The 13,011-nt window shown below is 52.8% G+C and carries 16 protein-coding genes and 1 pseudogene; 4 read left to right on the top strand and 13 right to left on the bottom strand.

Going from position 1 to position 13,011, the window contains the following annotated elements:
• Positions 1–88 precede the first annotated feature (88 nt).
• Complete coding sequence (locus MKZ32_RS13125) at positions 89–307, top strand: hypothetical protein (RefSeq protein WP_239797679.1); 219 nt, start codon at positions 89–91, stop codon at positions 305–307.
• A 32-nt stretch (positions 308–339) separates the two neighbouring features.
• Here MKZ32_RS13125 and MKZ32_RS13120 read toward each other — a convergent pair whose 3' ends face one another.
• Positions 340–795 carry a GNAT family N-acetyltransferase gene (locus tag MKZ32_RS13120; protein WP_239797678.1) on the bottom strand — a complete coding sequence of 152 codons (456 nt, stop codon included), beginning with the start codon at positions 793–795 and terminating at the stop codon, positions 340–342.
• Positions 796–995: 200 nt separating this feature from the next.
• A pseudogene (locus MKZ32_RS13110) lies at positions 996–2,623 on the bottom strand (transposase).
• A 405-nt stretch (positions 2,624–3,028) separates the two neighbouring features.
• On the opposite strand from MKZ32_RS13110, the gene MKZ32_RS13105 reads away from it, so the two are divergent.
• The gene (locus tag MKZ32_RS13105) at positions 3,029–4,390 is read left to right on the top strand and encodes an IS110 family RNA-guided transposase (protein ID WP_239795878.1); all 1,362 of its coding nucleotides are present in this window, start codon (positions 3,029–3,031) and stop codon (positions 4,388–4,390) included.
• A gap of 68 nt (positions 4,391–4,458) precedes the next feature.
• Here the strand turns inward: MKZ32_RS13105 and MKZ32_RS13100 are convergent, their stop codons facing one another.
• Positions 4,459–4,848, bottom strand: a complete 390-nt coding sequence (locus MKZ32_RS13100; RefSeq protein ID WP_275584300.1) for a cupin domain-containing protein — start codon at positions 4,846–4,848, stop codon at positions 4,459–4,461.
• A gap of 215 nt (positions 4,849–5,063) precedes the next feature.
• Here MKZ32_RS13100 and MKZ32_RS13095 point away from each other — a divergent pair.
• Positions 5,064–5,856, top strand: a protein-coding gene (locus MKZ32_RS13095; RefSeq protein ID WP_239795800.1) for an IS5 family transposase whose coding sequence is annotated in 2 segments (ribosomal slippage) — positions 5,064–5,335 and positions 5,334–5,856 — 795 coding nt in all. Because the reading frame shifts where the segments join, the coding sequence is not laid out codon by codon here.
• A 21-nt stretch (positions 5,857–5,877) separates the two neighbouring features.
• Here the strand turns inward: MKZ32_RS13095 and MKZ32_RS13090 are convergent.
• The 3 genes from MKZ32_RS13090 to MKZ32_RS13080 all read right to left on the bottom strand — a co-directional run bounded on the left by MKZ32_RS13090 (position 5,878) and on the right by MKZ32_RS13080 (position 8,102).
• A complete protein-coding gene (locus MKZ32_RS13090; RefSeq protein ID WP_239797674.1) occupies positions 5,878–6,834 on the bottom strand; it encodes an aldo/keto reductase in 957 nt (318 codons plus the stop codon).
• Between the two features lie 152 nt (positions 6,835–6,986).
• Positions 6,987–7,406, bottom strand: coding sequence for a DUF1330 domain-containing protein (locus MKZ32_RS13085; protein WP_239797673.1), 420 nt, complete (start codon positions 7,404–7,406; stop codon positions 6,987–6,989).
• Between the two features lie 42 nt (positions 7,407–7,448).
• Positions 7,449–8,102, bottom strand: a complete 654-nt coding sequence (locus MKZ32_RS13080) for a glutathione S-transferase family protein (RefSeq protein WP_275584299.1) — start codon at positions 8,100–8,102, stop codon at positions 7,449–7,451.
• 79 nt (positions 8,103–8,181) lie between these two features.
• On the opposite strand from MKZ32_RS13080, the gene MKZ32_RS15775 reads away from it, so the two are divergent.
• A complete protein-coding gene (locus MKZ32_RS15775; RefSeq protein ID WP_420887745.1) occupies positions 8,182–8,379 on the top strand; it encodes a phage integrase N-terminal SAM-like domain-containing protein in 198 nt (65 codons plus the stop codon).
• 33 nt (positions 8,380–8,412) lie between these two features.
• Here MKZ32_RS15775 and MKZ32_RS13075 read toward each other — a convergent pair whose 3' ends face one another.
• The 7 genes from MKZ32_RS13075 to mpl all read right to left on the bottom strand — a co-directional run bounded on the left by MKZ32_RS13075 (position 8,413) and on the right by mpl (position 13,011).
• Positions 8,413–8,715 (bottom strand): HigA family addiction module antitoxin, encoded by a 303-nt coding sequence (locus tag MKZ32_RS13075; protein ID WP_239797672.1) that lies wholly within the window; start codon positions 8,713–8,715, stop codon positions 8,413–8,415.
• 7 nt (positions 8,716–8,722) lie between these two features.
• Positions 8,723–9,004 (bottom strand): type II toxin-antitoxin system RelE/ParE family toxin, encoded by a 282-nt coding sequence (locus MKZ32_RS13070; protein ID WP_239797671.1) that lies wholly within the window; start codon positions 9,002–9,004, stop codon positions 8,723–8,725.
• 311 nt (positions 9,005–9,315) lie between these two features.
• Positions 9,316–9,822: a peptide-methionine (S)-S-oxide reductase MsrA gene (gene msrA, locus MKZ32_RS13065; protein WP_239797670.1), complete on the bottom strand. Its 507-nt coding sequence runs from the start codon at positions 9,820–9,822 to the stop codon at positions 9,316–9,318.
• Entirely contained in the window at positions 9,822–10,268 is a 447-nt protein-coding gene (msrB, locus tag MKZ32_RS13060) for a peptide-methionine (R)-S-oxide reductase MsrB (protein ID WP_239797669.1), read from the bottom strand. The genes msrA and msrB overlap by 1 nt, the downstream gene beginning before the upstream one ends.
• 237 nt (positions 10,269–10,505) lie before the next feature.
• Positions 10,506–11,108, bottom strand: coding sequence for a hypothetical protein (locus tag MKZ32_RS13055; RefSeq protein ID WP_239797668.1), 603 nt, complete (start codon positions 11,106–11,108; stop codon positions 10,506–10,508).
• A 74-nt stretch (positions 11,109–11,182) separates the two neighbouring features.
• Positions 11,183–11,527: a cupin domain-containing protein gene (locus MKZ32_RS13050; protein ID WP_239797667.1), complete on the bottom strand. Its 345-nt coding sequence runs from the start codon at positions 11,525–11,527 to the stop codon at positions 11,183–11,185.
• 149 nt (positions 11,528–11,676) lie between these two features.
• Positions 11,677–13,011 carry a UDP-N-acetylmuramate:L-alanyl-gamma-D-glutamyl-meso-diaminopimelate ligase gene (mpl, locus tag MKZ32_RS13045; RefSeq protein ID WP_239797666.1) on the bottom strand — a complete coding sequence of 445 codons (1,335 nt, stop codon included), beginning with the start codon at positions 13,009–13,011 and terminating at the stop codon, positions 11,677–11,679.

The raw sequence follows: 13,011 nt of genomic DNA, 5'->3' as shown, positions 1-13,011 counted from the left end.
TGGCTGATGAAGCTACAGAAAAAGTATCTTTATACCCGCATCGTGCCGTGAACCAAAACAAATTTCAAGATCAAACGAAATGTAAAATTTGGAAGATAGATATGCGCGCTACAAACACATTGGCCTCTGCATCTGGTTGCTTGCTGTTGATCTGCAAAGGCAACTTTTACTCGGTACTTTCGTCTATGCCATGGATCACCTGAGTATCAGTAGCAGCCACAACATCGAGCGCGCCTGCCACGAGCACGTTATTTTCATCTTATTTATGTTGAAATGGGAGCACTTCAGGGGGAAAATTCTCGGCTGAAATCGTCGGGAAAGAGGTTTTTGAGCACCTGGCTATGCCGGGATAGCATAGTGATAGACAAAGAATTGCTCATCGCGCTTCCAGCCGACGGATTGATAGAGAGCTTGAGCAGTTTCGTTGGTCGTTGCTGTTGATAACGAGACACGAACAGCACCTGAAGTTTGGGCAAGCTCAACGGCAGCGGACATTAGTTTTGATGCAACCCCTTTTCTGCGCGCGTGCTCAGACACAAAAAGAGCATTGAGTACAAATATTCGAGCAAGTGACACCGATGAAAAGCCGGGATAAAGCTGGGTAAAGCCGATAGGAATATTGTCTTCATACGCGATGAATAAAACCGACTCGCAATGATTGAAGCGAGCCAATAAAAACTCTTTTGCGGCGTGAATATCGCTAGCACGACCGTAGAACTTTCGATAATCATCAAAAAGCAGCACAAGTGCTTCAAGATCAGACAATACCGCTTGACGAATAATAAGGGCGCTCATATTTCTCCGTGAAAGGCCTAACCTAAAGTCGATCCCAACAAAACATTAAAAATTTTATCGGGTTGGTTTATAAATATCGCAAAATTCAAACATTTGTCTCAAGCCAGGCTTCCCACTTTTCCTGAGTTGGGAATGCAAGTCTTTGATCGTTCATGGCGCTTTTGGGCAGTCCGGTGACTGCCGGATTGGGCATCATTTTTTCAGGCACCAATGGAAAAGGTTGCCGCTGCTTCGATGCGCGCGGTAACAACAGCGGTACGCAATGCAACAAGTGCCGAGATGAGTGAGGCAGAGATGTTGGGGTGAAGAACGATTTCATCTTCACTGAGATTTGAGCCGAGGATTGGCACTGTGATGGATGCGTCTTCGAGGAAGGACGCGGACATGACAATGAGCGTTTCTTTTAAGGCAGCCTGAGCGTGTACGGCTCTTGGCGAAGCGTTCAATAGTGCGACAGGCTTGTGGATGAAAGCCTCACAACTAACCATCCAGTCGAGGGCATTTTTCATGACGCCTGTCACGCCGTGGGCGTACTCCGGACTTGCGATGAGTAGAGCATCTTGCCGCGTATGCGTCTTTTCGGGTGTGCGTAGGCATTCCTTACGTCGCTTGCACGGTACGCAATCTTGTTTGGCACCCGCAAATTTCATCGCCGCATACCCATATTGATGGTGCAATCGGATCCATTGCTATACAGCCGTTTGCCCGCTGGGCAAACGCAGTGGGAGTAATCTTCTGCCAGGTGGAAATCGGTAGACATGAAACACTTGGGGTTTTTTGCTTCTTTGGTCTTGTTCCATAGCGGGTCAGGCTTGGCAGCATGCACGTATTGATCGGCATAGCGTTCATCACGCTTGCGATAACCGTTGTCTGGTATATAGGTATTGATTTCTTGCTCGGCCAGGGCTTTGAGATTGGCTTGTGAGTGATAGCCCGCATCGGCGGTGATCACCGTGTCGACGTTGCGTAATGCCGCAGTGGCTTTGATTACCGGCAGCAGCAGCTCTTGCTCCGAGCCCGTGCCCTGCGCCTGCGCATCGACGATGATTTGTGTCTTCTCATCGACTGCCGCCACACCGGTATAGCCTTGGATCACGCCTTTGCTGGTGGCCATTTTGGCCGACTCGTTGTCGGTGAGATTGGATAAGCGAATGCTGCCTTTACTTCCCTTGCGATCTCCCGGGTTCTTCCTGAGCCAGTCGCGCAACAGCTGCGCTCCCTTTTGCAGGCGTTCCAGCTTCTTGGCTTCGCGCTTTGCTAATGCGTCATCTGTTGGTGCACAGTCGGCGCTATGGTGCTTCTCCAACATTTGTTTGGCTGCGATCTCCATTCTTTCGACTTGGCGGTGGTAATCGGCCCGGGTACCTGATTTCGCTTTACTGGCATTGGCCGCGAGTTTGACGCCATCAATGGCAAACATCTCGCGCTCGATCAAGCCCTGGCGGTCGCAAATGAGCAGGACCTGGGCAAACAGTTTGGCGACTGTATCGCCCATGTCCAAGATAAAGGCCGCAAGCGTAGTGAAGTGCGGCTGGCTGTCTCCCGAGACGGCGATAAACAGCACATTCTCGCGGCACGCTGCTTCTATCTTGCGACTGCTGATGATCCCTCGGCTGTAGGCCAACAGAATTATCTTGATCAGCACTGCCGGATCGAAGGCAGATGCGCCATCGACATCATTCTTATAGCGGACATGGAAGGCGGAAAGATCGAGTTCATGATCGACCAGATGGCATAACGCGTATTCAAAACTGCCGGGAATGATTTGCCGTTCAAAGTCGACTGGCAGAAGTTTTAAGCCTTTGTGTATCGGTTTGAATCGCGCCATATCGCATCCACTCTAGTTTTATTTCGTAATGGAATTATGGCTGATAAGGAGGTCAATATTTAAGCGAATTCAGGTTTTTCTACAGCCTCAACGTTTGAATTAACGGGCGCCGGTAGGTGCCCCGTTGAATGAAGGGTTAGCGTAGTAATCGGCCCCGTGCCGCAAATCGCGCCGAAGAAACACGTCGCTCTCCGAATGTGGCAAAGTGGAATGAGGTGCCACGGAAGACCGGAATAGCAATGGTGCATATTGCCCGAGGGTTAGCGTGGTCATGGGTGACGTCATCGACATTGATGAATTGGCTTGGCGTTGTTGGGACGCTTGGCCGATATCCCGTTTAAGAGAGTGAGCTTGACGACGTACCCGATGTGGCACCACATTCCAAAACGAATGATGGAGATAATCATGGTGCAACGCAAGCAAAAAATCAGTATCAAACCCGGCAAATCCAGAGAGCCTTTAACGATCACCCATCCCCATGCGGCTGGAGTCGATATCGGTAGTTCGTCCCATTACGTATCTGTGCCGCCGGACAGGGACGACGAGCCTGTCCGGGAGTTTTCGAGCTTTACGGTTGACCTCAACGCCTTGGCCGACTGGCTCGACGCTTGCGGGGTGGACACGGTCGCGATGGAATCCACGGGCGTGTACTGGATCCCTTTGTTCGAGCTTCTGGAATCGCGCGGCTTCAAAGTGTTTCTGGTCAATGCGCGCCACGTCAAAAATGTCTCGGGCCGCAAGTCTGACGTGCTGGACTGCCAATGGTTGCAGCAACTCATGACCTACGGTTTGCTTCGCGGCGCATTTCGTCCTACCGAAGCCGTGTGCGTATTGCGCTCTCTATGGCGCCAGCGCGGGATGCTTTTGAGAAGCCAGGGCACGCATGTGCAGCGCATGCAAAAGGCGCTCACGCAGATGAACATCCAGCTCACCAACGTCATCTCGGACGTGGTCGGCGAGACGGGGCAAAAGATTCTGCGCGCCATTGTCGCTGGCGAGCGCGACGGTCAAGTGCTGGCCGCAATGAAGAATGTGCGCATTCGCGCTACCGCTGACGAAATCGCAAAAAGCCTGCAAGGCAACTGGCGCGCAGAGCATCTGTTTGCGCTCAAGCAAGCGCTGGATATGTTCGATTTCATCGGCACACAGCTAGCCGAGTGCGACCGTGAGATCGAGGGGCAATTGCAAAGCCTGCAAGTTCATGACGGCGAACCAGCGAAGGGAAAGAAGCGTGGTCGCGCCCGCAACGCGCCGAAGTTTGATCTGCGCACGCAATTGTTCAGGATGTGCGGAGTTGATCTTACGCGCATCGACGGCATCGACGTCACCACCGCGCTTGCGGTGATCTCCGAGACCGGGGCGGACATGTCGCGCTTCCCCACGGCAGGGCACTTCGCGAGTTGGCTGGGGCTATGCCCCGGCACCAAGATTACCGGAGGCAAAGTGATGAGCGGCAAGACCAAGCGCGTAGCCAACCGGGCGGCCCAAGCCTTGAGATTGGCCGCAGCAGCATTGCGCAGCAGCCAGTCGGCGCTGGGCGCATATTTCCGCAGGATGTGCGGGCGCATGGACAAACCTAAAGCCGTAACCGCCGCCGCGCACAAGTTGGCACGCCTGATTTACACCATGCTTACCAAAGGTGAAGAGTATACCGACCAAGGGCAGGACTACTACGAAGAACGCTATCGCGAAAGAGTGTTGCGGCAACTAGCCCAGCGCGCTGAAAAAATGGGGATGAAACTCGTCGTCAATGAACAGCCCGCTTAACTCTACTTTTTAAAATCAGTTGGTTGGGAGGTGTTTCTTAAGAGAGTCCTCATTCGATGCGCTCTGCCTCACTCATGGGGCGTTCCGTCTTTGTGAACAAACTTCCACATTCCTTCCAGTAGCACGGCCTTGAGATTGTCATCTGGATAGCTGCCTTCGTCTCCCGCCGTTCTGTCGCCGACTTCGAGGTAAACGACTTCCTCAGTGGTTTCATTTATGAGGCGGTGTCCGTTGCCCGTGCCAGCCTTGAAACCTGCGCACATTCCTGGAGAGAGCTGGCTCCGACCTTCGTCTGTGTGTAGCGTAGGCCGCCCTTGAAGTATGTAGACGAACTCGTCTTGCTTGCTGTGGGCGTGGCGAAGAGCCGAAACTGCATTGGGAGCTAAACGCGTAAGGTTTACGCCGAAGTTTGTAAGGCCGAAGACTTCGCCAAGCTGGTGCTTCTCTCTGCCCACCATGCGTGACGCGAATGGCTCGGGGTAGACCGATGACTTACTGCGGGCCGGTACTTCGGCAGCGGTGACGGCGATCGGATTCGGCTTTTTTGACATGACGCCTCACGAGACGGATTGAGGAGGGCTAACGCTTCAAGTCACGGGCGGCTTAAAGCCGTCCGTGGAATGAGATGTTAGAGCCTGTTCACGATCTTGCTGAAATCCGAGACAATGTCCGAATGCGCAAGAAAAAATACCCAAGCGACATCAGCCGCGAGCAGTTCGAGCAAATTAGGCCCTTGCTGGAAGGGGCGCGCAAGCGTACCAAGCCCCGCACGGTGGACTTATATGAGGTCTGGAGCGCGGTACTGTACCTGCTCAAGAGCGGCTGCCAGTGGCGAATGCTACCGAGGGAGTTTCCGAAATGGCGCACGGTGCACTCCTACTTTGCCAAGTGGAGTGAGCAGGACGAGGAAGGAATGAGCCTGCTGGAGCGGGCGTTAAAAAAATCAAGTTGGCGTGGCCCGTACGAGACAGGGGCGCAACGCACAGCCGACGCTATTGATTGTGGACGCGCAGAGCGTGAAGAACACGGACACGGCGGGTCAGAAGAGTTATGACGCAGGCAAGAAGATCTCTGGAATCAAGCGCCACATTGCGGTGGATACCCAAGGACTACCGCATGCAGTTGCGGTGACCACCGCTGAGGTCACTGATCGGAAAGGTATCTTGCAGGCGATGGCACGGTGCAAACCAGGCCTTGCGCAGGTACAACGTATTCTGGCTGACGGTGGTTATGTAGGTCGACCATTTGCGTTGGCAGTCGATGAAATACTGGGGGCATCGGTGCAGATCGCCAAGCGCAACGAACTGCACACCTTCGCCGTCATCCCAAAGCGTTGGGTGGTTGAGCGCAGCTTCGCATGGTTGGAGAAATGCAGACGGCTATGGAAGAACTGCGAACGCAAACTCAATACCAGCCTGCAATTCATCCACCTTGCCTTCCTGGTTCTGCTGCTGCGAAGATCGTGAACAGGCTCTTACGCGTTGTACTCACGGTGTGTCCCAAATCGTTTGGACGGTCCAAGGGCCACCCTCCATGACCCAGAACGAACCATCAATCAGGCGGTGGTTTTGATCTAGGTCAGCGATGCGTTGCATATCTTCCTGGCTGAGCTCGATCTCTGCTGCCGCGAGATTCTCATTAAGTCGCGACGGGTTAACCGATTTCGGAATAACCGAAATCCCTCGCTGCACGTGCCAGGCGAGCAAGACCTGGGCGGGTGTGCAAGCGCGACCTTGAGCGATCGACTGAATCACTGGGTTGTCGAGTAACGTCGGCGCATCCGGCGCTTTGACAAAATCAGGCCGATCCGATGAGCCGAGCGGCGCCCAGGCGGTCATGTGGATGCCCTGTGAAGCGCAGTACGCCACGAGTTCGGGTTGCTGGAGCAGGGGATGGAGTTCCACCTGATTGACCTCCGGCTTGATCTTGCAGTGAGTGAGGAGATCGCGAAGCTTTTTGACAGAGAAGTTGGAAACGCCGATGTGGCGCGTCAGTCCCGCGTTGACCGCGGCCTCCATTCCCTCCCACGTCGATCGGATCGGAACCTCCGCAGGTTGCTCAAAATCCGCAGCAGAGCTTGGAAAAACGGCGCTGGGCTTGAGCGGAATGGGCCAATGGATCAGGTAAAGATCGAGGTAAGCGAGACCGAGATCATGGAGGGATTTCTTGAGCGCACTTTCAACGTTATCGCGACCATGAGAATTGCACCATAGCTTGGAACTGATCCAAAGTTCTTTGCGCGTGACTTGGCCTTCCTTAATCGCCTCGCGAATTGCGTCGCCAATCTCCACCTCATTGCCGTAAAGCATGGCGCAATCGATGTGCCGATACCCAATACGAATCGCCTCCCTCACTGCGTCACCAACCTGACCAGGCGCTGACTTCCAGGTGCCAAGGCCCAAGATGGGCATTTTATCGCCGTTCAAATATGCAAGCGTCTTCACTGGTTTTCTCTCCGTAGCAAAGTTAATAATCAGTATTTTCTGAAAGGCGTCGTCATTCTTTCACTTCTGTTTCTTTGCCGCCTAATGTTTGAGCTAATCGGCAGGCACCGGCTTGCCGGTGACTGTCCGCTTGTGCGAAGGGTTATGCCACGTCACCAGCCGCTCTCTTCAAGGGGCAACAAACGAGAGTCTTCGAGGGCCGCAGTGCGGTGACCCATGCCGCCAAGATATTCCGCGTTGGATGCGAATGCCATAAATGAGGTTAGGCTGGATTGCTGTACCAGCATTGCAGCGTCCCAGCGCTCGTCGCTCGGCCCGATGAGGAAGCCTCCGCCACGCCCGAAGAACAGCAGCTTGCCGCCGGACTTCTCAAGATGCGGCATGGTGTGTTCCATATAGAGGCGGTAGGCGGCCTCCCCGGTGATAGGCGTAGGAGGTGCAAGTTGTGGCGTTGCCGAGTAGTCGGCGACGGCTCGGTAGCGCAGGAGATTCAACATCACAACGCTTCCAGCGATGCCTCGCATGAACAAGGCTCGACCGGATTCTTGCGTTGGCTCAAGGTAGGTTTGCATGGCGATTCACTTCAATGTTTGATTGTGGCCACAGCGCACGCGTCACGGCAACTGCTGCTTGGAAAGTGCAGCACCGAGCTCAAGATCAATTGCCTTCGCTGCTTTGTACGCTGGACGCTCTACCAGTTTTTGGATGTATTCCTCGAACTCCGGCCTTTTGGGAAGCGTGCCGAACTGCGTACCCCAGAGAATTTGAGATCCCACATAGACATCGGCCGCGGAAAAGGAGTCTCCGGCCAGGTAGGGCGCCGAATTGACCGCCTTAGCCAGGACATCAACGGTAAGTTCATAGTTGCCGTAACCAACCATTCGCTCCTGCTTTTCACTGACTGCGACCTTCAGGCTACGATCCGTAATTGCCGCTTCAAGTGGACCTGCTGCAAAGAAAAGCCATCGGTAGTAGCTAGCTCGATCGGCGTTTGATGGCGCCAGGTTAGCGGAAGGATAGGCGTCTGCCAAGTACGCACAGATGGCGGCGCATTCCGTGACGACGCTTCCACGATGGGTAATCGTCGGTACCTTCCCCATTGGATTGATGGAAAGGTATTCGTGTGACTTCATGGATGTTCCGTAGTCTAGTATTACCTGTCTGTAATTCGCTCCAGTCTCTTCGAGCATCCATCGCGCTATCTGGCCTCGTGACCAAGGATGGGTATACAGAACAAGATCGCAGTCTGGCGAGACGGTTAGGGTCATAGGTTCTCCGATAATGGTAGTGAATGGGTAAGGTGAATTTTGTGGCTTAACGTAAATGTAAATGTAGACACCTTAAAAAATGCCATCAAAGAGCGCAATAAGCTGCGGGTCAAGCATTACAGCATCCGCGCTGATGCAAACTTATTTTGATTGGATTAAATGCTTTATTTTCTTTCATGACAAGCGCCATCCGAAAAATTTGGGCGCGCGTAATGTGGAGGTTTTTCTTACCCAGTTGGCGGGGACAGGCAAAATTTCCGCATCCACTCAAGGGTGAGCAAATAGCTAGGCCCCACTCGTTTTTGGTCTATCAGGCCGTGAGTAACGCACAGGGTTGGATTTTTGCAAGTGTTTCGCCCATCGTTTCGCGTGCCATTGCCATGTCGTAGTTGGCTTGCCCACGCAACCACCAGCCATCACTAAGACCAAAGTACCGACATAGACGCAGATCGGTATCGGCTGTAATTGCCCTCTTGCCAGCGACAATGTCGCCAATTCGCTGAGCTGGAACCCCAATATCTTTGGCTAAACGGTACTTAGTAAGGCCAAGAGGCTTAAGAAATTCTTCGTCAAGCATTTCGCCTGGAGTTACCGGGGGAATCGTACGCATCATATTTCCTTTAATGATAGTCTACGATCTCAACTTCAGTTGCGCCATCGGTATTCCAAATGAAGCAGACGCGCCATTGATCATTGATTCGAATACTGTGTTGTCCTTTGCGGTTGCCCTTGAGTGCTTCGAACTTGTTTCCAGGCGGTACACGTAAATCATTCAGCACGTTGGACCAATTGAGTTGCTCTAGTTTTCGTAGTGCTGATCGTTCAATGTTTATCCATTTTGGCACTCGTTGGCCGAGGAATAGTGCTCTTGTGTCCTCGCACTTGAAGCTTCTGATCGTCATGAAACGTATAATAACGCGTAGCGTTACTAACCTCAAGCGATCATTTGGGTGATCATCAGTGCACGACGCTACGTGATTGGATTAGGGGGACTAACGTATTGCATTTATCTGCCGCCTCCCCAAACTTGTTAAACCCGCGACCTTATGGGCGCGCGAATTACCGTCATGTGGTGTACCTCGAAATGACACTCGCTCTCTGTCATTAAATGCTCCCCGATCTCTGCCATCGACAAGCACTGAATAGGTAAGCCTGAGCGATCGCCAAATCTCTATCCTGGGGCTGTGCGTTTATGCGGGCTCCAGCATGGCCATTATTTGTCCGTTCGTTTTGGCAACATCCAGTTCGGGCGCGGGTAATGGCAGGTATAGCCGTTGGGGAAATGCTTCAGATAATCCTGATGCTCGGGCTCGGCTTCCCAGAAATCACCGGCAGGCGCCAGCTCGGTAACCACCTTCCCCGGCCACAAGCCTGAGGCGTTCACGTCGGCAATCGTATCGAGCGCGGTCTGCTTCTGCACGTCGTTGACGTAGTAAATCGCTGAGCGGTAGGACGAACCCTGGTCATTGCCTTGCCGATTGGCCGTCGTCGGATCGTGTATCTGGAAGAAGAATTCCAGAATGCGGCGGTAAGAAATTTCCGCTGGGTTAAAGAAAATTTCGATACCTTCGGCATGTGTGCCGTGATTGCGGTAGGTGGCGTTGCGCACGTCGCCGCCGGTATAGCCCACCCGCGTTTTCTCCACGCCCGGCAACTTGCGGATCAGATCCTGCATACCCCAAAAGCAGCCCCCTGCCAGTACTGCGCGTTCCTGTGCCATTACTTATCCTCCACCTGGTTAAGATATTCGCCGTAGCCTTCCGCCTCCATGTCATCCCGGTGGATAAAGCGCAGCGAGGCTGAATTAATGCAGTAGCGCAAGCCACCGTGATCCTGCGGGCCGTCCGGGAACACATGCCCCAGATGGCTGTCGCCGTGAACCGAGCGGACTTCGGTACGGATCATGCCATGGCTGATATCGCGCAGTTCGTTGATGTGCGCGGGTTCGAGGGGTTTGGTGAAGCTGGGCCAGCCGCAGCCCGACTCGAACTTATCCGACGACGTAAACAGCGGCTCCCCCGACACGATATCCACATAGATGCCCGGTTCGTCATTGTGAAGATACGCACCCGTCCCTGAATGTTCCGTGCCGCCCTGCTGGGTTACGCGGCGTTGTTCCGGTGTCAGATTGGCGATGGCAGCATCGGATTTCTTGTATGTCTTCATGAAGTTTCCTTTGAGAGGGTTTGGAGTAGCGTTTGTTCAAAAGCAATAGACCCAACGTTGGCGTTCAGCCGCCGCCGAAGGCGGTCGGCAGGAACAACAGGTTAGGCTCACCTGGCTCGAAGTCGAAGTCTCGCAGTGCATGCTGCAGGGAGACCATTCATCCGAGGGACCTTCAAGCCGGCTGCAATCTTGACTTTCAAGACGGTATCTGACCCCATCCATTTTGTTTTCTACCCTTTAATTCACGAGGCCGTACACCGCTTCAACGAATTCAGGCACCATTAACAGCAGCCACCATTGTTCTTTTTTGCGCGAGCCACCAAGTCGAATGTTGCCCGATAGATGATTCCACTTGACTGGCTCAGGTTCCGCCCATTCTTCGTCGGGTGACTGGTCTTTTGCCTCGGAATATCCTTGCCAATTGTATTTGTCTATTTGATGTGAGCCAGTGCCTTCGGTCGAGTGAGGTTCAACGACCACTGCATGGATTATTTTGTTGCAAACTTCGCGTAGCGGCATCTCATCGAACATCATGCAGTGTCTGGCTTTGTTTACTTGTTCTTTCTTCGCCAGATAACTCACTCGAAGATCGTTGGTTGGTTCTAGACTTAGCATCTGATCGTCCAATACTCTTATACCAATTGCTATGGACAGCAGAAGTTCTGTCATTTCGCGGGCAAAGAACTGGCGCTCCAATGAAGTCGCTGCGTCGGTTGGTTCTTCGGGATCGGACGTGCGAGCGATCTCAGTGTTTGCATAGAAGAGGCAAAGTAATCGGTAGGCATTGAGTTTCAGCTTCTCCGCATCAAGGGTGTAAGTTCTTGGGGAGTTCGATGTCATCGGAGGTCTTTCACATGACTAAAGTTTGACATTAGGGGCACGTTTTAGCACGTCCAGCTTGGTAGATGGGCATTTTAGAAACCCGCGGCTGCATCACCAAAAATTAAATCTGCCTCAGTTCCGTCATTCATTCGAACACGGCCATGACCAGAAAGGCCACTACGGTCTCGGGTAACTATGGCAAAACCTTTTTTACCATCATCACATTGAACTATCATGGTTATAGTAGGGCTTGAGTCGAGAGAGTCGTAAGAACCAGAGCAAACCTTTGTAGTATTTGAAACCCTGAAAGTGCCGCCAGATAAACTTGATGTGGCTGTTCCTCTCATCACACCGTCTTTACTTACAACTGCGACAGGCTTGGTAATAGCACAGCCACCTAAAAGTAAAAATAATGTGTACGCCATAAATTTATTCATTGTTGATTCTCCGTAACAATTATGCCTAACGTAAAGAAATCCCAAATAAAACACTAAAAATTTTATGGGGTTGGTTTATAACCATGTGAATAATTACAAGCTTATTAAGGCAGTCTGTATAAACTCTGAATTTTTAGATGTGCCCGGTATTACAAATCGGCTAACCGCTGCAACAACTTTTCATGTATCCCGCCAAATCCGCCGTTGCTCATGATTAGTACGTTATCGCCGGGGCGAGCGGCGGCAGCAATGGCAGCAATCAGTTCGTTCAGATTGTCTTTTATGATAGCCCTGTCTCCTAGCGGAGCGAGAGCCGCGCGAGCGTCCCAGCCGAGGTTGAAATCGTAGCAAAATACCATGTCGGCATTCTTGAGACTGTCGGGCAGAGCGTTCTTCATCACGCCTAGTTTCATGGTATTGGAACGCGGCTCCAGCACCGCCAGTATGCGCGCGCTACCTGCTTTGTCGCGCAGCCCTGACACGGTGGTAGCAATCGCAGTGGGGTGATGCGCGAAGTCGTCATACACGGTGATACCGTTTACTACACCGCGTACTTCCATGCGTCGTTTGACGTTTTTAAATTCGCTCAATGCCGCTAGTCCATCCACTACAGACACACCGGCATGACGGGCGGCGGCAAGTGCGGCGAGTGCGTTCAAGCGGTTGTGCTCGCCCATCAATTCCCATTTCAGTTCACCGTGCGCTTCGCCATTAAAAGTTACGCGATTATCTGCGTCGATGTTCCAGCCGTCCGCACAGGCAAATAATTCCACAGGCGTCCAGCAGCCGTGGCTGATCACGCGTTTTAATGAATCGGCACGGCCGTTGCTGATTATCAGACCATTGCCGGGCACAGTGCGCACCAGATGGTGGAATTGCATTTCGATGGCGGCGAGGTCGGCAAAGATGTCCGCGTGATCGAACTCCAGATTGTTGAGGATGACGGTACGCGGACGGTAATGAATGAACTTGGAGCGTTTGTCGAAGAAGGCGGTGTCATATTCATCCGCTTCAATGACGAAGAAAGGCGTATCGGTTAAGCGCGCAGAGAGTCCAAAATTCTGCGGCACACCGCCGATCAGGAAACCCGGGTTCAAGCCCGCATATTCGAGTATCCACGCCAGCATTGAGGTGGTGGTGGTCTTGCCATGAGTACCTGCGACTGCGAGTACCCACTTATCCTGTAGCAGATTTTGCGCCAACCACTGCGGGCCGGAGATGTAGGGCAGATTGCGATTGAGAATTTCTTCCATGAGCGGATTTCCGCGAGATACCACATTGCCGATAACGAAAATGTCCGGCTGTAGGGTGATCTGTTCCGGGCCGAAGCCTTCAATCAGTTCTATGCCTTGCGCTTCAAGTTGCGTGCTCATTGGCGGGTAAACGTTGGCATCGCAGCCGGTGACGCGATGTCCTGCTTGCTTGGCTAGCACTGCAATGCCGCCCATGAAGGTGCCGCAGATACCCAATATATGGATGTGCAT

Source organism: Candidatus Nitrotoga arctica (genome assembly GCF_918378365.1).
GTDB classification, from domain to species: Bacteria; Pseudomonadota; Gammaproteobacteria; order Burkholderiales; family Gallionellaceae; genus Nitrotoga; species Nitrotoga arctica.
Note: the sequence above shows the minus strand (reverse complement) of the source record. Positions and strands in the feature narration are given on the sequence as shown.